Source organism: Microterricola pindariensis (assembly GCF_002936985.1).
Taxonomy (GTDB): Bacteria; Actinomycetota; Actinomycetes; order Actinomycetales; family Microbacteriaceae; genus Microterricola; species Microterricola pindariensis.
In genome coordinates, this window is record NZ_MPZN01000041.1 from 1 (window position 1) to 19,251 (window position 19,251).

General features: G+C 69.5%; 26 protein-coding genes. 6 read left to right on the forward strand and 20 right to left on the reverse strand.

Annotated elements, in window-relative coordinates:
- The first annotated feature begins 40 nt into the window (after positions 1–40).
- Positions 41–1,609: an apolipoprotein N-acyltransferase gene (gene lnt / locus GY24_RS11965; protein ID WP_104476066.1), complete on the forward strand. Its 1,569-nt coding sequence runs from the start codon at positions 41–43 to the stop codon at positions 1,607–1,609.
- Positions 1,602–2,348, forward strand: a complete 747-nt coding sequence (locus GY24_RS11970; protein WP_202972941.1) for a polyprenol monophosphomannose synthase — start codon at positions 1,602–1,604, stop codon at positions 2,346–2,348. Before lnt ends, GY24_RS11970 begins: the two co-directional genes overlap by 8 nt.
- A gap of 27 nt (positions 2,349–2,375) precedes the next feature.
- On the opposite strand, the gene GY24_RS11975 is transcribed toward GY24_RS11970, so the two are convergent.
- The 4 genes from GY24_RS11975 to GY24_RS11990 all read right to left on the reverse strand — a co-directional run bounded on the left by GY24_RS11975 (position 2,376) and on the right by GY24_RS11990 (position 5,084).
- Positions 2,376–2,741 carry an RNA polymerase-binding protein RbpA gene (locus tag GY24_RS11975; protein ID WP_067227200.1) on the reverse strand — a complete coding sequence of 122 codons (366 nt, stop codon included), beginning with the start codon at positions 2,739–2,741 and terminating at the stop codon, positions 2,376–2,378.
- A 125-nt stretch (positions 2,742–2,866) separates the two neighbouring features.
- A complete protein-coding gene (locus GY24_RS11980; protein ID WP_233279338.1) occupies positions 2,867–3,586 on the reverse strand; it encodes a glycerophosphodiester phosphodiesterase family protein in 720 nt (239 codons plus the stop codon).
- A 44-nt stretch (positions 3,587–3,630) separates the two neighbouring features.
- The gene (locus tag GY24_RS11985) at positions 3,631–4,587 is read right to left on the reverse strand and encodes an SPFH domain-containing protein (protein WP_407662183.1); all 957 of its coding nucleotides are present in this window, start codon (positions 4,585–4,587) and stop codon (positions 3,631–3,633) included.
- Positions 4,588–4,604: 17 nt separating this feature from the next.
- Positions 4,605–5,084, reverse strand: a complete 480-nt coding sequence (locus GY24_RS11990) for an NfeD family protein (protein WP_104476071.1) — start codon at positions 5,082–5,084, stop codon at positions 4,605–4,607.
- A gap of 184 nt (positions 5,085–5,268) precedes the next feature.
- On the opposite strand from GY24_RS11990, the gene GY24_RS11995 reads away from it, so the two are divergent.
- Entirely contained in the window at positions 5,269–6,027 is a 759-nt protein-coding gene (locus GY24_RS11995; RefSeq protein ID WP_104476074.1) for an SDR family oxidoreductase, read from the forward strand.
- Between the two features lie 67 nt (positions 6,028–6,094).
- Here GY24_RS11995 and GY24_RS12000 read toward each other — a convergent pair whose 3' ends face one another.
- Both GY24_RS12000 and GY24_RS12005 read right to left on the reverse strand, forming a co-directional pair.
- On the reverse strand, positions 6,095–6,703 hold the full coding sequence (locus tag GY24_RS12000) for an HdeD family acid-resistance protein (RefSeq protein WP_104476076.1): 609 nt from the start codon (positions 6,701–6,703) through the stop codon (positions 6,095–6,097).
- Positions 6,704–6,993: 290 nt separating this feature from the next.
- Entirely contained in the window at positions 6,994–7,533 is a 540-nt protein-coding gene (locus GY24_RS12005) for a hypothetical protein (protein WP_104476078.1), read from the reverse strand.
- A gap of 79 nt (positions 7,534–7,612) precedes the next feature.
- Between GY24_RS12005 and GY24_RS12010 the strand changes: the two genes are divergently transcribed.
- Positions 7,613–8,239, forward strand: a complete 627-nt coding sequence (locus GY24_RS12010) for a Pr6Pr family membrane protein (RefSeq protein ID WP_104476080.1) — start codon at positions 7,613–7,615, stop codon at positions 8,237–8,239.
- Positions 8,240–8,270: 31 nt separating this feature from the next.
- Here the strand turns inward: GY24_RS12010 and GY24_RS12015 are convergent, their stop codons facing one another.
- From GY24_RS12015 to GY24_RS12030, 4 genes are read right to left on the reverse strand one after another with little or no spacing between them, the layout of a single operon-like run.
- Positions 8,271–8,945 carry a DNA alkylation repair protein gene (locus GY24_RS12015; protein WP_104476083.1) on the reverse strand — a complete coding sequence of 225 codons (675 nt, stop codon included), beginning with the start codon at positions 8,943–8,945 and terminating at the stop codon, positions 8,271–8,273.
- Positions 8,946–8,962: 17 nt separating this feature from the next.
- A complete protein-coding gene (locus tag GY24_RS12020; RefSeq protein WP_104476085.1) occupies positions 8,963–9,421 on the reverse strand; it encodes a VOC family protein in 459 nt (152 codons plus the stop codon).
- 40 nt (positions 9,422–9,461) lie between these two features.
- On the reverse strand, positions 9,462–10,028 hold the full coding sequence (locus GY24_RS12025) for a dihydrofolate reductase family protein (RefSeq protein ID WP_104476087.1): 567 nt from the start codon (positions 10,026–10,028) through the stop codon (positions 9,462–9,464).
- A gap of 9 nt (positions 10,029–10,037) precedes the next feature.
- Complete coding sequence (locus tag GY24_RS12030; protein WP_104476088.1) at positions 10,038–10,436, reverse strand: GNAT family N-acetyltransferase; 399 nt, start codon at positions 10,434–10,436, stop codon at positions 10,038–10,040.
- 60 nt (positions 10,437–10,496) lie between these two features.
- On the opposite strand from GY24_RS12030, the gene GY24_RS12035 reads away from it, so the two are divergent.
- Positions 10,497–10,889 carry an HsmA family protein gene (locus tag GY24_RS12035; RefSeq protein ID WP_083363974.1) on the forward strand — a complete coding sequence of 131 codons (393 nt, stop codon included), beginning with the start codon at positions 10,497–10,499 and terminating at the stop codon, positions 10,887–10,889.
- On the opposite strand, the gene GY24_RS12040 is transcribed toward GY24_RS12035, so the two are convergent.
- From GY24_RS12040 to GY24_RS12050, 3 genes are read right to left on the reverse strand one after another with little or no spacing between them, the layout of a single operon-like run.
- Positions 10,882–11,241: a VOC family protein gene (locus GY24_RS12040; protein WP_104476090.1), complete on the reverse strand. Its 360-nt coding sequence runs from the start codon at positions 11,239–11,241 to the stop codon at positions 10,882–10,884. The genes GY24_RS12035 and GY24_RS12040 overlap by 8 nt on opposite strands.
- A 2-nt stretch (positions 11,242–11,243) precedes the next feature.
- Positions 11,244–11,864, reverse strand: a complete 621-nt coding sequence (locus tag GY24_RS12045; protein ID WP_104476093.1) for a dihydrofolate reductase family protein — start codon at positions 11,862–11,864, stop codon at positions 11,244–11,246.
- Positions 11,861–12,277 carry a RidA family protein gene (locus GY24_RS12050; protein WP_104476132.1) on the reverse strand — a complete coding sequence of 139 codons (417 nt, stop codon included), beginning with the start codon at positions 12,275–12,277 and terminating at the stop codon, positions 11,861–11,863. The genes GY24_RS12045 and GY24_RS12050 overlap by 4 nt, the downstream gene beginning before the upstream one ends.
- A gap of 97 nt (positions 12,278–12,374) precedes the next feature.
- Here GY24_RS12050 and GY24_RS12055 point away from each other — a divergent pair, with 97 nt between their 5' ends.
- Positions 12,375–14,753 (forward strand): ATP-binding cassette domain-containing protein, encoded by a 2,379-nt coding sequence (locus GY24_RS12055; protein ID WP_104476095.1) that lies wholly within the window; start codon positions 12,375–12,377, stop codon positions 14,751–14,753.
- On the opposite strand, the gene GY24_RS12060 is transcribed toward GY24_RS12055, so the two are convergent.
- From GY24_RS12060 to dhaK, 7 genes are all read right to left on the reverse strand, one after another.
- The gene (locus GY24_RS12060; RefSeq protein WP_104476098.1) at positions 14,750–15,178 is read right to left on the reverse strand and encodes a MarR family winged helix-turn-helix transcriptional regulator; all 429 of its coding nucleotides are present in this window, start codon (positions 15,176–15,178) and stop codon (positions 14,750–14,752) included. The two genes, GY24_RS12055 and GY24_RS12060, sit on opposite strands and share 4 nt — an antisense overlap.
- Before the next feature lie 33 nt (positions 15,179–15,211).
- Complete coding sequence (locus tag GY24_RS12065) at positions 15,212–15,979, reverse strand: YidC/Oxa1 family membrane protein insertase (protein ID WP_233279339.1); 768 nt, start codon at positions 15,977–15,979, stop codon at positions 15,212–15,214.
- Positions 15,980–16,052: 73 nt separating this feature from the next.
- Positions 16,053–16,349: a DUF6412 domain-containing protein gene (locus GY24_RS12070; RefSeq protein ID WP_083363980.1), complete on the reverse strand. Its 297-nt coding sequence runs from the start codon at positions 16,347–16,349 to the stop codon at positions 16,053–16,055.
- A gap of 33 nt (positions 16,350–16,382) precedes the next feature.
- The gene (locus tag GY24_RS12075; RefSeq protein WP_104476102.1) at positions 16,383–16,712 is read right to left on the reverse strand and encodes a hypothetical protein; all 330 of its coding nucleotides are present in this window, start codon (positions 16,710–16,712) and stop codon (positions 16,383–16,385) included.
- A gap of 42 nt (positions 16,713–16,754) precedes the next feature.
- Entirely contained in the window at positions 16,755–17,447 is a 693-nt protein-coding gene (dhaM, locus tag GY24_RS12080) for a dihydroxyacetone kinase phosphoryl donor subunit DhaM (protein ID WP_233279340.1), read from the reverse strand.
- On the reverse strand, positions 17,444–18,091 hold the full coding sequence (gene dhaL, locus GY24_RS12085) for a dihydroxyacetone kinase subunit DhaL (protein WP_104476105.1): 648 nt from the start codon (positions 18,089–18,091) through the stop codon (positions 17,444–17,446). Before dhaL ends, dhaM begins: the two co-directional genes overlap by 4 nt.
- Positions 18,091–19,092: a dihydroxyacetone kinase subunit DhaK gene (gene dhaK, locus GY24_RS12090; RefSeq protein WP_104476107.1), complete on the reverse strand. Its 1,002-nt coding sequence runs from the start codon at positions 19,090–19,092 to the stop codon at positions 18,091–18,093. Before dhaK ends, dhaL begins: the two co-directional genes overlap by 1 nt.
- Between the last annotated feature and the right edge of the window lie 159 nt (positions 19,093–19,251).

Genomic DNA, 19,251 nt, shown 5'->3' on the forward strand with positions numbered 1-19,251 from the left:
CATCGTTGCGTACTCCTCGGTCGCCTAGGCTGTACGGGTGATGGAGAAGGGGGTTGAGGGGCACTCTGCGCTGCGCCTCCCCATCTACCTGGCGGTCCCGCTCGCAGCGGCATCCGGCATCATCCTCGACGGCGCCTTCCCCGACCGGGGCTGGTGGCCGTTGGCCCCGCTGGCCGTCGCGCTGCTCTTCCTCACCCTCCTCGGGCGCGGGCCGTGGGTGGGCTGGCTGCTCGGCCTGATCGCCGGGCTCACCTTCTGGCTGACACACATCCACTGGCTCACGCTGTACCTCGGCGCACTGCCCTGGCTGGCCCTGGCCGTGCTGCAATCCCTCTTCTTCTCGATCGGCGTCGCGCTCATCGCCGTCGTGCTGCGCTGGGGGCCGCGGCTCTGGCCGACCCCGCTCGGCCGGCTCGGCATGGTGCCCGTCGTCGTGGCCGGGCTGTGGACGGCGCGGGAGGCCATCTCGGCGGTCTGGCCCTACGGCGGTTTCGCGTGGGGGCGCCTGGCCCTCTCCCAGACGGAGGGGCCTTTCGCCGGGCTGCTCAGCCTCGTCGGCGCCTCCGGCCTCAGCTTCCTGATGGCGCTGCTGGCCGCGCTCCTCGTGCAACTCGCCCGGGAGCAGGCGCTGGAACTCGGCTGGCGCGCCGCCATCGCGGTCGCCACCGTCGCGCTCCTCCTCGCCGTGCCGGCCTGGCCGACGCTGCAGACCGGCACGACCCGCCTGGCCGCCGTGCAGGGCAACTCGAACGCCGGTCTGTTCGCCGAGTACGTGCCGGGGGAGATCCTCAACAACCACGTCGCCGAGACGCTTCCGCTGGTCGGCGAGGACGTCGACATGGTGGTCTGGCCGGAGAACGGCAGCGACATCGACCCGTTGCGGAGCCCGCAGGCGGCCAAGACCCTCGACTACGTGAGCACGCAGATGCGGGCCCCGCTGATCGTCGGTACCATCACGCTGCGGGATGACGAGTATTTCAACAGCTCCCTGCTCTGGAAAGCGGGGGAGGGCGCCGTGCAGATCTACGACAAGGTGCACCCGGTGCCCTTCGCCGAGTACATGCCCGACCGGGAGTTCTGGCGCCCGTTCGCGCCCGACCTGATCGACCTGATCGGCCGCGACTACTCGATCGGCACCCAGCCGAACGTCTTCGACGTGAACGGGATCCTCGCCGGCATCGCCATCTGCTTCGACATCGCCGACGACCAGCTGGTCAAGGAGATGATCACCGGCGGCGCCCAGATCATCCTGGCCCAGACGAACAACGCCGACTTCGGCAGTGCGGCGCACTACACCGACGAGAGCGCCCAACAGCTCGCGATCGCCCGGATGCGGGCGATCGAGGCCGGCCGCACGGTCGTGAACATCTCCACCGTCAGCTCGAGCGCCATCATCCTGCCGGACGGCAGCACGCTGGCCTCCATCCCCGACTTCACGGCCGGGTCGATGCTGGAGACGGTGCCGCTCAGCGACACCGTGACGCCGGCCATGGCCGCGGGCCGCGGCATCGAATGGCTGGTGTCCGGGCTCGGTCTGGCCGGCCTGGCGCTGGCAGTGACGTTCGCGGCCCGCTCCCGGCGCACGGCAGGCCGTGGCCCGCGTGGCTGAGCGCACGCTGGTCGTCGTGCCCACCTTCGAGGAGAGCGCCAGCATCCGCTCGATCCTCGCCCGGATCCGCGCCGCCGTGCCCGCCGCCGACATCCTCGTCGTCGACGACAACAGCCCGGATGGCACCGCCGAGATCGTGGCACGGCTGGCCCGCACCGACCCGCGGTTGGCGGTGCTGGTGCGGCCAGACAAGAGCGGGCTGGGCCGGGCGTACCTCTCCGGGTTCCGCTATGCGCTGGAACACGGCTACGACTACATCGTCGAGATCGACGCCGACGGCTCGCACGACCCGGCTGAGCTGCCGCGGATGCTGGAGCTGGCGGAATCCGGCCACGACCTGGTCATCGGCTCGCGCTGGGTCCCCGGTGGGAGGGTGAGCAACTGGTCGAGGGTCAGGCAGGCGATCTCCCGGGCCGGCAACGGCTACTCTCGCTTCATGCTGGGCTCCGCGGTGCGCGACATCACGGCCGGGTTCCGGGTGTTCCGGGCAGACACCGTGCGGCTGCTGCTGCTGGAGCCGACCTCCAGCCAGGGCTACTGCTTCCAGATCGAGATGGCCTGGCACACCGAGCGCGCCGGGCTCAGCATCGCCGAGCACCCGATCACCTTCGAGGAGCGGGCGGAGGGCGTCTCCAAGATGCACCTCGGCATCGTCGCGGAGGCGCTCTGGCGGGTCACCGTCTGGGGGGTCCAGAAACGCCTGTCGCCGGGCCACGTGGCCCGGCGATCAGAGGGGTAGCGGCACACGGCCGCTGAACCGAGGGTCTTAGACGCTGACCTTCTGCGTGCCGCGGCGGGCGCGCAGGGCGACCAGTCGCTCCTCGAGCAGCTCTTCGAGCTCCTCGATGGTACGACGCTCCAGCAGCATGTCCCAGTGCGTGCGCGCGATCTTGTCCTCGGAGTGGTCGATGACCACGGGCTTGGAATCAACGATCAGGCTGGCCTCATGGCCGCAGTGCTTGCACTCCCACGCCTCGGGGGCCTCGGCCTCGGCCGAGAAGGTCATGACGGTGTCACGACCACATGTTCCACAGCGGTAGCTGTGATTGACGCGCGGTGAGAAACTGACGCCCTCTTCGCTCTGCAGGCTTTGTGCGCCCAGTCGCATTCCACGCAAACTACGATCTGCCATTGTGTGGTCTCCTCTCGCAATGCAACCTCCGTTATAGCGGTTCAAGCTGTGCGTTAGCTTGCGGAGAAGACCCGCGCCCGGCGGGTTCCCCGGCCTTGCCAGAAGACTCCCAGTCTCGCGCTCGATCAGCCCCGGGCGGCGAGCAGGCGGACGGCCAGATCGGCCCGGTCGGTGACCAAACCGTCGACTCCGAGGTCGAGCAGTGCGCTCATCTCCGCCTCCTCGTTGACCGTCCAGACGTGCACCTCGACACCGGCACGGTGCATCGCGGCGATCACCCGCGGCGTCGTGATCTTCAGCGGCCCGGCGCTCTGCGGCACCTGCACGGCGACCAGACCGGCCAGGGCCCGTCGCACAACGGGGGAGAGGCCGAGCTTGGCCGCGATCAGGGCGATGGCGAACCGGGACGACGACGCCGAGCTGGCCACGCCGGGCAACAGCCGCACCGTCTCCCGGCGGCGCCGCTCCGAGAAGGAGGTGATCAGCACGCGGCTCGTGGCCTGTGCCGCCGCGACCGCCGCCGCGGTGGGCGCCACCGCCGCGGCATCCTTCACATCGATGTTGAACCGTGCCGTCGGGAAGGCGGTCAGCGCCTCCTCCAGCGAGACGAAGTGCTGCCCGTCGCCCAGGTCGATGGCGGCCAGCTCGGCGAAGCTCAGCTCGCCGACGGCGACCTCGCGGGACGCCAGCCGACTGAGGTCGGCGTCGTGGCAGATCACGGCGACGCCGTCTCGGCTGGCGTGCACATCCGTCTCCAGATAGTCCACGCCCTCTGCGAGTGCGTTGCGGAAGGCGAGGAGCGTGTTCTCGGGGGCCCCGGTGGCCAGGCCGCGGTGCGCGAGCACGCGCGGGCCGGACTGATCGAGGTAGTGCGGGGTGGTGTCGGCGTTCAGAGCGCTTGTCCTGTCGGTGCTGCGGGCGGGGGAGTGGGAGCCGGAGCGGGCGGGACGACGGGCGGGGCGGCATCCGGGGCGGTCGGGATGAAGGCCCGGCTCATGCCCTTCAGCGCCTCGGTGAGCTCGCTGGGCACGATCCAGAGCTTGCTGGCCGGGCCCTCGGCGATCTTCGGCAGGGTCTGCAGATACTGGTAGGCCAGCAGCTTCGGGTCGGCGTCGCCCTCGTGGATGGCGCGGAACACGGTCTTGATGGCCTCGGCCTCGCCCTGGGCGCGCAGCACGGCGGCCTTGGCGTCGCCCTCCGCGCTGAGGATGGCGGCCTGCCGGGCGCCCTCTGCGGTGAGGATGGCCGACTGCTTGGTGCCCTCTGCGGTGAGGATCAGCGCGCGGCGGTCGCGCTCTGCGCGCATCTGCTTCTCCATCGAGTCTTGGATGGAGTGCGGCGGGTCGATCGCCTTGAGCTCGACCCGCGACACGCGGATGCCCCACTTGCCGGTGGCCTCGTCGAGCACGATGCGCAGCTGGCCGTTGATGTTGTCGCGGCTGGTCAGCGCCTCCTCGAGGTTCAGCCCGCCGACGACGTTGCGGAGGGTCGTCGTGGTCAGCTGCTCCACGGCGCCGAGGTAGTTGGCGATCTCATAGGTCGCCGCCCGGGCATCCGTGACCTGGAAGTAGACGACGGTGTCGATGGAGACGACGAGGTTGTCCTCGGTGATGACGGGCTGCGGCGGGAAGGAGACGACCTGCTCGCGCATGTCGACCTGCTTGTGCACCCGGTCGACGAACGGCACGAGCAGGTTCAGGCCGGGCATGAGGGTCTTGTGGTAGCGGCCGAGGCGCTCCACCACGCCGGCGTAGGCCTGCGGGATGATCTTGATCGAGCGGAACAGCAGGACGAGGACGAAGACGACGACGACGACGATGACCGCGGCGAGGACGATCTGCGACACGGTATCCGGTGAGAGGTTCACGGCTGCACCCTTTCGACGGGGACGATGACGGCGGTTGCGCCGTCAATGCTGGTGACGAGCACCCGCTCGCCGGCCGCGACGGTGCGCTGCTCGGTGATGGGGGACAGGCGCGCCGTCCAGGTCTCGCCGTTGGCGAGTTTCACCTGGCCGATGCCGAATTCGCCGCCGATGGATGCCACCACGGTGCCGTCGAGGCCGAGCAGCGCGTCCACGTTGCTGCGGGCCGGGTCGCCGCCGCTGCGGAGCCGGCGGAGCAGCGGCGGCCTGATCACCGTCAACAGCAGGACGGCGAGGATCGCGGCGACGATGAGCTGCAGCCACCAGGGCGCGCCGAAGAGACCGGCGACCAGGCCGCCGATGCTGCCGACGGCGATCATCAGGAACGTCAACTCGAGAGTCATAATCTCGATCGTGAGGAAGAGCAGGATCAGAACCAACCAGATGATCCACCCATACGAGGCAATGAAGTCATCCATGACCACTCCTCCCGACGCCGTGAGTCACCTCTGAGATGAAACTATCAGCTGGGGGAGAGGCGATGGCGGTTCCGCGCTGGGAGTTCCTGAGTGTCCGGCCCTTGGTATCCTCGATCGGACGCCTCTTCTGCAGGGGCGCTCCCATCGTCAGGCACAATCCACCCGCAACACCGAGGAGACCTCTGTGACCAACCCACTCGCCCCGCAGCTCTTGGCCGGCAAGACTGCGCTCGTCACCGGATCCTCGCGCGGTATCGGCGCCGACACCGTGCGCTACTTCGCCGAGGCCGGCGCCAACGTCGTCATCAACTTCCGCAACAAGGAGGCGCGCGCCATCAAGCTCGCCGACACCCTGCGCGCGGGCGGGGCGACCGCGATCACCGTCGGCGCAGACCTGACCGACCCGGCATCCGTCGCCGCCATGATCGACACCGTGCAGGCCGAGTTCGGCGGCATCGACATCCTGGTCATGAACGCCTCCGGCGGCATGGAGTCCGGCATGGCCGAGGACTACGCCATGGTGCTGAACCGCGACTCGCAGCTGAACCTGCTGGAGACCGCGCTGCCCGCCCTGAACCCGGGCGCCCGCGTGGTGTTCGTCACCAGCCACCAGGCGCACTTCATCAACAACACGGCCACCATGCCGGAGTACGAGCCCGTCGCCCGCAGCAAGCGCGCCGGCGAGGACGCCCTGCGCGCCAAGCTGCCCGAGCTCACCGCGGCCGGCGTCGAGTTCGTCGTCGTCTCCGGCGACATGATCGAGGGCACCATCACCGCCACGCTGCTCGAGCGGGCGAACCCGGGCGCCATCTCGGCCCGCAAGGACTCCGCGGGCAAGCTCTACAACGTGGGGGAGTTCGCCGCGGAGGTGGCCCTCGCCGCCGTCGAGCCGGTGCCGGAGAACAACACCCGCTACGTCGGCGACACCTCCGACTTCAGCTAGCACTCGAAGCACGAAGAAAGGACGGGCCCTCCACGCGGAGGGCCCGTCCTTTCTGTCTGGCGCCGGCTCAGGAGGGAGTGACGATGCCCTTGCCGAAGGTGAAGGCGCGCACGAGCTGGATGATGCCGAGCACGATCAGGCTGATTCCGGTGAGGATGAACAGCAGCACGGCGCCCCAGAGCGGGGAGAAGAGCAGCACGATGCCGGCGATGATGCTGAGCAGACCGAAGAAGATCGACCACCCCTTGGAACGCGAGTCGCCCAGCTGCACGAGCGCCACGACGCCCTCGACGATCCAGGCGATGCCGACCAGGATGCCGAGGAACACGCCGAGGACCGCGGCGGTGCCGCTCAGGTTCGTGAAGGCGAGGACCGCGGCGACGACGAAGACCAACCCGAGAATTATGTCAAGTACGCGGGCCCAGCCGCCGATGCCGCGGGAGAAGATGCCGATGCCGAGGTAGGCGATGCCGGCGATGAGCAGGTAGATGCCGAGCAGCACGGCGATGCCGGCGGCCGCGCCCTTCGGCCAGAAGGTGATTAGCACGCCGATGATGAGCGCCGCGGCGCCCGAGACGCCGAGAGCGATGCGGACGCCGTTGATGGCGGACTTCGTCAGGTCTTTGCCGTCGAGCGAAAAGGCCGCGAAATACGCGCCCTGCTGTGGTGTTGTCATGGTGTGCGCCTGTTCTGATCGTTCGGAACTGCTTTTGCGCCCAGAGTATCGCCCACGCGGCGCCTGGGGTGGATAAAGTCGGTGTGGCGAGTCGCCCGCCGGCGTGGCCGACGGCAGGTGCTGTCACAACGCACACCGACGACAACGAGACATCGCCTGCAGTCGAGCAGCAAAGCAGCCGACCAGCGCCCCTTTCCGCGCTCTCAGTATTGCGCCGATAATGCACATTATGTCAAGTCACCCGTCCGGGCCCCTCCCCGTTCGCCAACGCACCTCGTCCTGGCATGGTGTCAGTGGGCATCGTCGTTGCCCATGACGTGGACGGCGTAGCCCCAGCACCCAGCGTCCTCCCACTTGTAGTCGCCGGGAGTTTGGCCTGGGCCGTCGAGCGCCACCCCGGCGGCAGCCTGTTGCTCTTCGGGCAGCTTCGCTATCCAGCTCGGTTCCGCGCTCCGGGCCCAGTTCGGAATGAAGGTGTAGTCGTATCCCTTCTCCCCCATGCATTGCGCCGTGAGGACGTTTGTCTGCACCCACTCGCGTGCGTGAGCCAGTTCGGAGGCCGTCATGCTCTCGGGGAAATCCACGGCGTCGACGTCTGTGGACGCGTCGAACACAACCAGGGCCGGTGCGACATCCGCCAGTTCAGGAATCGACGCCTGCGCAGTCGGCGTCGACACCTCGGTACTCGGCGGTTCCACGGTCGCGGTGACGAAGGGGGCGGCTGACGAACTGGGCTCATCGGTGGCCGCAGCGCTGCAGCCGACAAGCGTGAGGGCTGACAGCGTGAGCAGCACAGTGAGGGCGGTACAGGCTGTTCTCGTCGTCAGCATGCCGCGACTCTAATGCATCCGTGTGGTTGACTCACGGAGCGAGAGGAGTGAATTGCCAGCAACCATCGAACGGCGTCTGATGTCTCCTCGCGCGGTCGGGTTGTGGCGTGTCGCCGGCGGAGTGCTCGTGCTCGCGGTGCTCGCGTACGCGTTCTCCGAGCGGATCAGGGCCGGCGACGACAACCCGTTCGACTTCTTCGGCTATTTCACCAACCTCACCAGCCTGCTGACGAGCGCCGTGCTGATCGCCGTCGGGGCACGCGGTGTCACCGCACGGCGCGTCCCGAACTGGCTCATCGTCGCGCGCGGTGTCGCTCTCGCCTCCCTCATCGTCGTCGCGGTGATCTACAACGTGGTCGTGCCCGGAACTGGCTCCGCACCACCCTGGGTCAGTGCGGTGCTCCATGTGGCGTTCCCCGTTGCCGTCGCGCTGGATTGGCTGCTCGTCGGCGACCGGCCGCCGCTGCCCTGGAGGACTCTGTGGCTCGTGCTTCCGTATCCGCTGTTCTGGCTCGCGGTCGTCCTGGTCCGCGGAGCCACCGATGGCTGGGTGCCGTACGGATTTCTGCTCCCTGAGCGCGGCCAGCTCGCCCTGGCGGGCACGGTCGGCGGCCTCCTCGCCGCATTGCTCGTTGCCGGCGTCCTGACCTGGAGTGTGAGCAGAGTGCCAGCGCTCCTGCCCCGCCCGGCTGCACCCGGGCGGTGAGCGAAGCCGGCCTTCAACAGGCTCCGACGCTTCACTCCGCACTCGCCGGGAGCGTCTTCATGACCTCGCGTCGAATGGCCTCAGGCAGCCCGGTGCCCATTCGGGCGAGGAGCTCCCGCACGGCATCCGGCGCGACGGCCCCGGCGTGCCGGAGCGCGATTCCGACCGGCCTGCTCACCACTGGGTCAGGGTCGGTTGCGAGCATCTCCGCAATCCTCAGCAGGTCTGCGATCCCCGCGCGGTGGAGCGGGCGCGTGTAGGCCAGCGGTGCGGTCATGGCTGTGCGCCGGCGCAGCGGGTCCGCTGAGACGGCCAGGTCGAACAGCGGCTCCCTCGACCGCTCGCGCAGGAACATGCCGACGACGCGCGGGGCGGAGCGGTCCACCATGTCCCAGGCATCGATCGCGTCATGCCTGTCGAGGTACAGGCGGTAGCGCGCCTCTCGCTCACGGCTGGGCAGTCGCACATCGCGAACCTGGAAGTCCAGGATGCAGAACGCGGCCATGCGGCTCTCATACGGGTCTTCGTCGAGCAGGCGCCCCACCTCGGCCAACGGCATCCCGCTGTTCCGCTTGGCGATCTCGAACACCGTGCCCATGCGCACGCCGAGCACCCCGCGAGTGCCGGCGTAGTGGCGGTTGGGGTGCGCGGCGAGGTCCGCGGCCGCAGCCAACTCGCCGACGACGATGCCTGCCGAGGACGTCATGATCCGATCGCCGAGCGCTAGTCGGCCGCGCTCCCCTGCTGCCGCTCCCCCGCGGCCTCGAGCACCTCGAGGTAGTGGGGGTTGTTCATCACGCCGAGCAGGTTTCCGAACGGATCGACGACCGAGGCCGTCACGAAGCCCTCGCCGCGCGCCGTCACCGGCTCGTACTCGGCGGCGCCCAAGGCCAACAGTCGTTCCACGGTGCCCTCCAGCTCATCGACGTGCCAGTACATGACTGCGCCGTGGGGCTCACTGAGCGCGCCGTCGGTCGCCGCGTGCGCGGGGCGATACCGGCTGTCGATGATGCCCAGCTCGTGCTGGTAGTCGCCGATGCGAAATTCAGCGTATGCCAGCTTCCCGTCGGGCCCGGATCGCGTGAAGTAGGGCTCGATGCCCAAGAACTGGGCGTACCAGTCGGCGGCCGCTTGAACGTCTTCTGCCCAGAAGTTGATGGTGCTGAATCCTCGCAAGCTCATGGCTCTTCACTTTCTGTCGATGGGTTGGATGCCGGACGACTCAGTGCGCGATCCCGTACCGGAGCAGCACGACACCGTTCTCGAACGGGGTGGCCTCGAGCAGCGTCAGATCGTGGCGGTCATCGAAGACGCGCCGCCCCGCGCCGCGCGAGGTGGGACACACGAGCATCCGGACCTCGTCGACCAGGCCGGCATCCATCAGGGATCGCATGAGGGTCAGACTGCCCCACAGCCAGAGGTCGCGGCCGGGCTGCGCCTTGAGCCCCCGGACGGTGCCGGCGGCATCGGGTGTCACCGTCGCGGCGGGAAAGGCGCCCCACGGCGCCTCCGACAGGCGGGAGGAGGCAACCACCTTGGCCAGGGCGTTGAGCTTCTCCCCGTACTCGCCCTGTTCGGCGGCGTGCGGCCAGTATCCAACCGACTGCGCGTAGGTGTTCGCACCGAGAATCATGGTGTCGACCGAGTCGATGAAGCCCATCAGGTTCGCCTTGAACGCGCTGGTGTCGGTGTCGGAGAAGGGCTCGCCGGCGACAAAGCTGAGCCCGCCGTCTTCCTCCGCTGCGATGTTGTCGACGGTCACCCACTGTTGAACGATGAGTTTTCGCATGGCGCCACCCTAGTTCGCGGGCCCGGCGACCACTACCGGTCGGATGCGGTCAGCGCCGGACCATGCGCAGCTCCCGCACGCAGTGCCCGCGCCGTACATGGCTGCGGAGGTGTAGAGGACGTAGGGATCCGCTGACCAGTCCGCGTCCGCGTCACGAGGCGGACCAGCCGTCGCGACGCCGATGATCGCCCCGTCGCGCTCCGCGACGGCCGCCCGGTTGCCCGCGTAGGCCGGGTCGGTGAGCGCGGCGTTCCAGAACCGCTCACGGCGTTCGACAGAGCCCGGATCATCCAGCACGGAATCGTCCATCAGCCCGCGGTACGTCTCGCGCCACGACTTCACGTGCAGGCGTGCGATCTGTGCGCTGTCTCGCGCGTGCGGCGGCCTGACCGTGATCAGCGTGTCCATGGCCCGATGGTAGCGACTCGAGCGCTGGCTCGGAGCAACGGGGAGGGCCAGAATGGGGCCATGCTCGTATTCGCCATCGTCCTCATCACCGCCGCCCTGGTGTTCTACACGATCGGGGTCTGGGCCGAGCACCGCCAGCGCGTGCTGAAGCCCTGGCACGCCGTCTTCTTCGGCATCGGCCTGTTCTTCGACGCCAGCGGGACGTTTGCGATGAGCCGGCTGGCCGACTCCGGCACCTCGGCGACCGGCCTCGCCGGCGGGCTGAACACGGTGATGATCGTCACCGGCGCCATCGCCATCGCCCTGATGGCCATCCACCTGGTCTGGGCCATCATCGTGCTGGCGCGCAACCGCGAGTCCGAGCGCACGCAGTTCCACAAGTTCTCGCTGATCGTCTGGGCGATCTGGCTGATTCCCTACTTCGCCGGTGCCATCGGCGCCAGCATCAGCTGAGCGCCGGCGGCTCCCACAGCTCGATCGCGAGTCCTTCGGGGTCGTGGATGCGGGCGAAGCGGCCGTACTCGGACGCCTCCCAGTCCGGCCGACGCTCGATCGGGATGCCGGACGCCTCGAGCGCGGCGAGCAGCGCGTCCAGCTCTGTGACGCGCAGGTTCAGCATGAACGCCTGATCCGCGGCGAAGTAGTCGCTGTCTGCGGGGAAAGGCGCGAAGACGGTCATCCCGGCCTGCTGCTGCCAGAGGCCATCGCCGCCTGCCTCGATCCCGAGGTGCTCGCGGTACCAGGCCGCACGGGCCTCCGGATCCCGGCTGCGGAAGAAGAGTCCGCCGATACCCGTGACGCCCATGCCTATCCCCCGCCCTTCTCGGCCGCCGCGCGGCGCCGGTACGTGTTGACCAGTATGCCGGTGGGCAGCGCCCGCGACTCCGTCAGGGTGAGTTGGGTGAGCGGGAAGCCCTCGGAGAACAACCGCTTCCCGGTGCCCAGCACGAGCGGGTAGACGACCAGCCGGTACTCGTCGATGAGGTCGTGGGCCGCCAGCGTCTTGATCAGCTGGCCACTGCCCCAGACGCGGATCTCGCCGCCCGGCTGCGCCCGCAGCGCCGCCACCGCGGCCGGAACGTCGGGGCCGAGCAGGTGCGAGTTCTTCCAGTCGAGCGTGGTGAGCGTGTTCGACGCCACATATTTCGGGACGCGGTTGTAGCGCCTGGTCAGCTCCCCCGTCAGCCCGTCGGCGTTCTCGTCCCACACGCCCCAGGCGCCGGCGAAGATCTCGTAGGTCTTCCGGCCGAGCAGCAGCGCCTCTGTCTTGCTCTCCCACTCCCCGACGAACTCGTTGTCCTCATCCGGGTGGTAGCGGTCCTGCCAGCCGCCGTGATCGAAGCCGGACTCGGGGTCCTCGTCCGGGCCGCCGGGCGCCTGGGCAACGCCATCGAGGGTGACGAAGGCCTGCACGACGATCTCACTCATGAGTGTTCCTCCTCCGTGACGATCACCGCGGCAATGGCGCTGACCTCGATCAGCGCCCCGGGCACGCCGAGCGCGGTCACGCGCGCCGCCGTGACGAGGGGCGGCGCCCCCGCTGTGGCCAGCTTGGGCGCGATGGCCCCGTAGGCTGCGCCGAGATCGGCATCCGAGGCGATGAGAACGGTCCACTGCACGACGTCGGCGAGTGTCGCCCCGGCCGCCTCGAGGGCGATGCCCGCGTTGTCGACGGCCCGGATCGACTGTTCGGCGACATCCGCCGACACGATCGCCCCGCTGGCGTCGATGCCGTTCTGGCCGCCGACGTAGATGGTGGTCGCGCCCGGTGGCACGATGGCGACATGGCTGAAGGCCGGGCTCATCACGAGACCGGCCGGTTGCACGCGAGTGATCTCCATGGCGGCCATGATTCCACCCGCGTGGCGCGAACGCCAGCGCTGCCGACGGGATCCGAATACTGCTTAAATCGAATGAACGCAGCACGAGGGAGACAGCATGAGCACGGAATCCGCGGCCCACCCCGCAGACAGCCACGACCTGATCCGGGTGCGGGGCGCACGCGTGAACAACCTGAAAGACGTCAGCATCGACATTCCGAAGCGCCGGTTGAGCGTGTTCACCGGCGTCTCCGGCTCGGGCAAGAGCTCCCTCGTGTTCGGCACCATCGCCGCCGAGTCGCAGCGGATGATCAACGAGACGTACAGCGCCTTCGTGCAGGGCTTCATGCCGACGCTGGCCCGCCCCGACGTCGACGTGCTGGAGGGGTTGACCACGGCGATCCTCGTCGACCAGGAGCGGATGGGCGCCAACTCGCGCTCCACCGTTGGCACCGCCACCGACGTCAACGCCATGCTGCGGATCCTGTTCAGCCGGCTCGGACAGCCGCATATCGGGTCGCCGCAGGCCTTCTCCTTCAACGTCGCCTCCGCCTCCGGCGCCGGCGCCATCACCGTCGAGCGCGGCACCGCGGCGACGAAGGAGCGCCGCGACTTCACCATCACCGGTGGCATGTGCCCGCGCTGTGAGGGCATGGGCAGTGTCACCGACATCGACCTCACCCAGCTCTTCGACGAGGGCAAGTCCCTCGCCGGCGGCGCGATCACCGTTCCCGGGTACACGGCCGACGGATGGTCGGTGCGGATGTTCACCGAGTCCGGCTTCCTCGACCCGGAGAAGCCGATCCGTGACTTCAGCGAGACGGAACGGCACGACTTCCTCTACCGCGAGCCGGTGAAGGTGAAGATCAACGGCATCAACATCACATACGAAGGGCTCGTTCTCAAGCTGCAGAAGTCCCTGCTCAGCAAGGACCGCGAGGCGATGCAGCCGCACATCCGCGCCTTCGTCGACCGGGCCGTGACCTTCACCGCCTGCCCGGACTGCGGCGGCACCCGGTTGAACGAGGGGGCGCGCTCCTCCCGCATCGCCGGGCGCAACATCGCCGAGTTGTGCGCCATGCAGATCAGCGACCTGGCCGCGTGGGTCCGCACCCTCGACGAGCCCTCCGTCGCTCCGCTGCTCGACGCCCTGCAGGAGACGCTGGACTCCTTCGTCACCATTGGCCTCGGCTACCTCTCCCTCGACCGCCCCGCGGGAACGCTCTCCGGCGGCGAGGCGCAGCGCACCAAGATGATCCGCCACCTCGGGTCGTCCCTCACCGACGTCACCTACGTGTTCGATGAGCCGACCATCGGCCTGCACCCGCACGACATCCAGCGGATGAACGAGCTGCTGCTGCGGCTGCGCGACAAGGGCAACACGGTGCTCGTCGTCGAGCACAAACCCGAGATGATCGCCATCGCCGACCACATCGTCGACCTCGGCCCCGGCGCGGGCAGCGCCGGCGGCACGGTCTGCTTCGAGGGCAGCCTCGACGCGCTCCAGGCCAGCGGCACGCTGACCGGCCGGCACCTCGGCGACCGGGCGTCACTGAAGGATGCCGTGCGCACCCGCACCGGCACCCTCGAGGTGCGCGGGGCCACCGCGCACAACCTGCAGGACGTCGACGTCGACGTGCCGCTCGGCGTGCTCGTCGTCGTCACCGGCGTCGCCGGCTCCGGCAAGAGCTCGCTCGTGCACGGCTCGCTGCGCGCGCAGGCCGGCGCCGGCCAGGACGTCGTCTCCATCGACCAGGGCGCCATCCGCGGCTCCCGGCGCAGCAACCCGGCCACCTACACCGGGCTGCTGGAGCCGATCCGGAAGGCATTCGCGAAGGCCAACGGAGTGAAGCCGGCGCTGTTCAGCGCCAACTCCGAGGGCGCCTGCCCGAACTGCAACGGTGCTGGCGTCATCTACACCGACCTCGGCATGCTGGCCGGGGTCGCCACCCCCTGCGAGGTGTGCGAGGGCAAGCGGTTCCAGGCATCCGTGCTCGAGTACACCCTCGGCGGGCGCGACATCAGCGAGGTGCTCGGGATGTCGGTGGCCGAGGCGGAGGAGTTCTTCCGCGCCGGCGAGGCCCGCATCCCCGCCGCCCACGCCATCCTGGCCCGGCTCGCGGATGTCGGCCTCGGCTACCTGTCGCTGGGCCAGCCACTCACGACGCTCTCCGGCGGGGAGCGTCAGCGGCTGAAGCTCGCCACTCAGATGAGCGAGAAGGGCGGCGTATACGTGCTGGACGAGCCGACGGCCGGGCTGCACCTCGCCGACGTCGAGCAACTGCTCGGCCTGCTGGACAGGCTCGTGGATTCCGGCAAGTCGGTCATCGTGGTCGAACACCATCAGGCCGTCATGGCGCACGCCGACTGGATCATCGACCTCGGGCCGGGAGCCGGCCACGACGGCGGCCGCATCGTGTTCGAGGGCACGCCGAAAGACCTCGTCGGCGCGCAGTCGACCCTGACCGGGCAGCACCTGGCGCGCTACGTCGCTTAGCCTCGGAGGCTCTGCACCACGCGGTCGAGACCCGCGGAGAACGTCTCGAGCTCGTCACGGGCCCAGCCCGCGAAGAGCCGCTCGGTGAACTGCTCCTGCTCCCGCGCGATCGCCGCGACCACGGCCTTGCCGGTGCGGGTCAGGGTCACCAGGGTGGCGCGCCGGTCGTGCGGATGCGGCTCGCGGCTGACGAAGCCGTCGGCCACGAGCGCATCCACCAGGCCGGTGACGTTGCGCGCGCTCACCCGCAGGGATTCCGCGAGCTCACGCTGCGTGCGCGGGCCCGCCGCGGAGATCACCCAGAGCACGGGGGCGCGGGAGCTGGAGAGACCGTGGCGGGCCAGGCTCTCGTCGTTGTCGCGGCCGAGCAGCACGGTGAGCTGTCGCAAGCGATCGAGTGCACCGGAGGAAGCCGCATCAGTCATATTGTGATGTTACATCACTATGTGTCCTCATCATCACGAGAGTGGCGCCCTGGCCTCCGCCCGCCGGCGCAGGAGCGCCCGCTCGCCGAGCGTCCACGTCGTCGTGACCGTGAGGTAGATCGCGGCGGCCAGCGGCACGATCGCGGCGAAGACCACGGTGATCAGCGGCATCCAGCTCAGCACTCCGCTGACCCTGGCCATGGCCGCCGGCACCTCCGCGCCCGACTGCGCCTGCTGAGCCAGCATCACGCGCCGTGAGGTGAGGGCGACCGCGGCGATCACCGCGAGCAGCCCGAGGAACACGGCCGCGCCCGGCCAGAACGAGCCACTGTTCAGCAGGGAGAGGAAGGAGGTGCCGAGCGGCACGCCGAACAGCGTCTCGCTGAGCAGGGCGTTGGGGTGGCCGTTGATCGTCGGCAGGATGAACAGGCCGTAGACGAGGGAGAGCACCGGCGCCTGCGCGAGCGCGGGCAGCATGCCGGCGAACGGGGAGGCCTTCTCCTCGGCGTACAGCTCCATGGTCGCCCGCTGCAGCCTCTCCGGGCTGCCCTTGTGCCGGCGCTGCAACGCCTGGAGCTTGGGGGCGAGGCGGCGTCGCGTGAGATCCGCGCGGGCCTGCGCCATGCCGACGGGGATCAGTGCGACGCGCACGAGGACGGTCAGGGCGACGACGGCGAGTGCCATGGCCGGCGCCCCGGGGATCGGGGCGAAGAGAGCGGCGAGGCCGTTGACGGCGGTTGAGGCGAGTTCGAGCAGCGCCGCGATGGGCGCGAAGGCGTAGAGGTCCACGAGGGGGTCCAATCAGGCAGAGGGATGTGCGGTCACATGTGCGACCACGCCCGCTGCTCGCGACTCTCTCGAATCGGGGCTCCGGTTAGGCGGTCGCCTCTGCCCGGGACGGGGCCCGGGTGCGGGGCCTGCCCGCCGTGTTGGGGTGTTGCGGCTCGATGAGGGTGGAGAGCACCTCGCGGTGCGCGCGGGAGCGGGCGCCGACGTGCAGCTCCCCCGCCGTGATGGCGACCGCGAGATAGCGGGCCCCGAGCGCGATGGCTGCGGCCAGCATCACAGCGCTCGTCAGCAGGGCGGCATCCGGCGGCGTCTGCAGGATCAGCGCATACGCGACGAAGGCGACGGTCAGTGTGACCGCCAGCCGTTCCTGCAACGCCTTCATGCCCCCGAGTCTAGCCACAGGCGCGTGCAGCGCTCAGTCCCGTTTGGCCAGTTTCTCCAGCCGTTCGGCGGATGCCGGCATGCCCAGCTCCCCCAGCGGGTCGTGGCGGGCCGGGCTCGGCCGCCGCTCCTCCTCCGGGATCGGGCAGCGCACCAGCACGTTCGAGGTGGACTCGTCGATGACGTGCTCGCGCATCTGATGCCCGCAGAGCGGGCACGTGCGCAGGGCGACCGGAACTTCTTCCTCGCCCCCGGCCTCCGAGATCGGCGGCGAGCCGATGGCCTTCTCGACTTGCCTGTTCACTTTCTCAAAGAAGCGCACGAATGCGTTCTCTTCGGACTGCGTGACATTGTCCCGGCTCATGGCGTCATACTACGCCCGGCACGGCGCGGGGCAACAGCCCCGTTATGCCTCGCCGAAACCGCTCTCGATCAGCCCGGCGAGGGCGTCGACGGCCTCGGTGCCCGCCGGGTCATCGCTGGCCAGCACGACCGTGGCGCCCTTGACCAGGCCCATGGCCATGATGCCGAGGAGGCTGCGCGCATCGGTGCCGTTCACCGTGACCTTGGTGGGGAAGGTGTTCGCCAGCTTGACGAAGTCCGCGGCGGGCCGCGCGTGCAGGCCGTCCTTGTTGATCAGCGTGACCGTGCGGCTGTAGCCGCCCGGCTCCTCCACCGGCGCCGCGGCGGCAACGGGGCTGGCGCCGCCCGCGGACTCCGCCGCCTCCACGACGGAGAGCAGCGACCCGCCGACCTCGCTGGCAACCGCCGCGGCGACTCCGCCCTCGACCAGCGGCGCATCCACGATCCGCACCTTCTCGCGCACGTCGTCGTCGAGGAAGTCCAGTGCGGTCTCGGCGGTGAGGATCGCCGATCCGAGGTCGCAGAGCACGACGACGCCGACGCCCTGGTTCACCGCGGCGATGCCAGCAGAGACCTTCTCAAAACTGGTCCCGATGCGCCCGTCGTCCGTGCCACCCGCGCCGGCCAGCGGCGCATTCTGGGCCATCTGCCTGGCCAGCTCGAGCAGGCCGTCCGCGATCTTCTCGCTGTGCGACACGTAGACGATTCCGACGCGGGCAGCGGACTGCGCGCTCACGAGGACGCTCCGGCCGCGGTGGCGGCCGCGCGCAGCAGCAGCGCGCTGGACTGGGCCCCCGGGTCACGGTGCCCGACGGCGCGCTCGCCCAGGTAGCTGGCCCGCCCCTTCCGGGCCACGAGCGGCTCGGTGGCGACGGCGCCAGCCTCCGCTGCGCCCGCTGCGGCGTCCAGAAGCTCGCTCGCGCCAGAACCGGCCGCGACGGCGGCCGCCGCGGCGTCGACGGCGGGCGTCCACGCGTCGATCATGGTCTTGTCGCCGAGCTCCGCCTTGCCGCGCAACACAATCCCGTCCCTGGCGGCCGTCAGCGCGGCCAGCAGCGCCGGCGCGTCGAGCTCGGGTGCCGCGCCGGCGGACAGGGCTGCCTTGAGGAACGCGGTTCCGTACAGCGGGCCCGCCGCACCGCCGACCGTGGAGATCAGGGTCGTCGCGACGATCTTCAGCACGTCGCCGGGGGTGGCGTCAGCCGGCAGCTCGCCCATCCGCTCCAGCACGGCTTGGAAGCCCCTGTCCATGTTCTCGCCGTGGTCGCCGTCACCGATCTCCCTGTCCAGGTTGATCAGCTCGACGCGGTGCTCGGCGAGAACCTCTGCGGCCGACGTGATCCAGTTCCTGGCCCACGCAGCGTCGACGGTGCCGCTCATCAACGACCCCATCGCAGCGCCGCGGTCTGCACGGGTGCGTCCCAGAGCGTCGTCAGCTCGGCGTCGAGCTTCAGCACGGAGATAGACGCGCCCTGCATCTCGAGCGAGGTCGTGAAGTTGCCGACCAGCGAACGGGTCACGCGCACGCCGCGCTCCGCGAGCAGCTCGGCCGCGCGCCGGTAGACGATGTAGAGCTCGACCTGCGGCGTGCCGCCCATGCCGTTGACGAGCAGGAGCGCCTCCTCGCCCGCGGCGAATGGCATGTCCTCCAGGATCGCCCCGAGCAGGCGGTCGACGATGGCGTCGGCCGGCTCCAGCTTGATCCGTTCGCGGCCAGGCTCGCCGTGGATGCCGATGCCGATCTCGATCTCGTCGTCGGCGAGGGTGAAGCTCGGCTCCCCGGCGTGCGGGACCACACACGGGGTCAGCGCGACCCCCATCGTGCGCACCCGCGAGTTGACCGTGGCGGCGACCGCCGCGACGGCGGCCAGGTTGTCGCCGCGCTCGGCGGCGGCTCCCGCGATCTTCTCGACCAAGACGGTGCCGGCGACGCCGCGCCGGCCGGCGGTGTAGAGCGAGTCCTTGACGGCGACGTCGTCGTCGACGATGACGGAGACGACCTCGATCCCCTCCGCGCCGGCCAGGTCGGCGGCCGTCTCGAAGTTGAGCACGTCGCCGGTGTAGTTCTTCACGATGTGCAGCACCCCTGCTCCCCCGTCGACGGCCTTGGTCGCGGCGACGATCGGATCGGGCGTTGGCGAGGTGAAGACCGGGCCGGGCACGGCGGCATCCAGCATGCCGAAGCCGACAAAGCCCGCGTGCAGGGGCTCGTGGCCGCTGCCACCGCCGCTGACGATGCCGACCTTCCCGGGCCGCGGGGCGTCTGCGCGCACGACGAACACGGGGTCGAGCTCGGCGCGCACGATGTCGCTGTGCGCCTGCGCGAAGCCGCTCACCGCCTCGACGACGACGTTCTTCGGATCGTTGATGAGCTTCTTCACAAGCTTTCCTTCCGTCGGAGGCCTCCGCACATCGACGTGGCGAAGACGAATCACTCGGCTACTCTGCCCAAACTACGGGCAAATCCCGTTGTGCGGTAGCCCAGACCGGCGTTTCAGACTGGTCATTCCCAACGGGGCCGCGCGCCGCTATGTTGTAGG

Coding starts and splice junctions, on each gene's coding strand:
- lnt (WP_104476066.1), top strand. CDS start 41: ATGGAGAAGGGGGTTGAGGGGCACTCTGCGCTGCGCCTCCCCATCTAC.
- GY24_RS11975 (WP_067227200.1), bottom strand. CDS start 2,741: ATGGCAGATCGTAGTTTGCGTGGAATGCGACTGGGCGCACAAAGCCTG.
- GY24_RS11990 (WP_104476071.1), bottom strand. CDS start 5,084: ATGGATGACTTCATTGCCTCGTATGGGTGGATCATCTGGTTGGTTCTG.
- GY24_RS12000 (WP_104476076.1), bottom strand. CDS start 6,703: ATGACAACACCACAGCAGGGCGCGTATTTCGCGGCCTTTTCGCTCGAC.
- GY24_RS12005 (WP_104476078.1), bottom strand. CDS start 7,533: ATGCTGACGACGAGAACAGCCTGTACCGCCCTCACTGTGCTGCTCACG.
- GY24_RS12010 (WP_104476080.1), top strand. CDS start 7,613: ATGTCTCCTCGCGCGGTCGGGTTGTGGCGTGTCGCCGGCGGAGTGCTC.
- GY24_RS12015 (WP_104476083.1), bottom strand. CDS start 8,945: ATGACGTCCTCGGCAGGCATCGTCGTCGGCGAGTTGGCTGCGGCCGCG.
- GY24_RS12020 (WP_104476085.1), bottom strand. CDS start 9,421: ATGAGCTTGCGAGGATTCAGCACCATCAACTTCTGGGCAGAAGACGTT.
- GY24_RS12025 (WP_104476087.1), bottom strand. CDS start 10,028: ATGCGAAAACTCATCGTTCAACAGTGGGTGACCGTCGACAACATCGCA.
- GY24_RS12030 (WP_104476088.1), bottom strand. CDS start 10,436: ATGGACACGCTGATCACGGTCAGGCCGCCGCACGCGCGAGACAGCGCA.
- GY24_RS12035 (WP_083363974.1), top strand. CDS start 10,497: ATGCTCGTATTCGCCATCGTCCTCATCACCGCCGCCCTGGTGTTCTAC.
- GY24_RS12040 (WP_104476090.1), bottom strand. CDS start 11,241: ATGGGCGTCACGGGTATCGGCGGACTCTTCTTCCGCAGCCGGGATCCG.
- GY24_RS12045 (WP_104476093.1), bottom strand. CDS start 11,864: ATGAGTGAGATCGTCGTGCAGGCCTTCGTCACCCTCGATGGCGTTGCC.
- GY24_RS12050 (WP_104476132.1), bottom strand. CDS start 12,277: ATGGAGATCACTCGCGTGCAACCGGCCGGTCTCGTGATGAGCCCGGCC.
- GY24_RS12055 (WP_104476095.1), top strand. CDS start 12,375: ATGAGCACGGAATCCGCGGCCCACCCCGCAGACAGCCACGACCTGATC.
- GY24_RS12060 (WP_104476098.1), bottom strand. CDS start 15,178: ATGACTGATGCGGCTTCCTCCGGTGCACTCGATCGCTTGCGACAGCTC.
- GY24_RS12070 (WP_083363980.1), bottom strand. CDS start 16,349: ATGAAGGCGTTGCAGGAACGGCTGGCGGTCACACTGACCGTCGCCTTC.
- GY24_RS12075 (WP_104476102.1), bottom strand. CDS start 16,712: ATGAGCCGGGACAATGTCACGCAGTCCGAAGAGAACGCATTCGTGCGC.
- dhaL (WP_104476105.1), bottom strand. CDS start 18,091: ATGAGCGGCACCGTCGACGCTGCGTGGGCCAGGAACTGGATCACGTCG.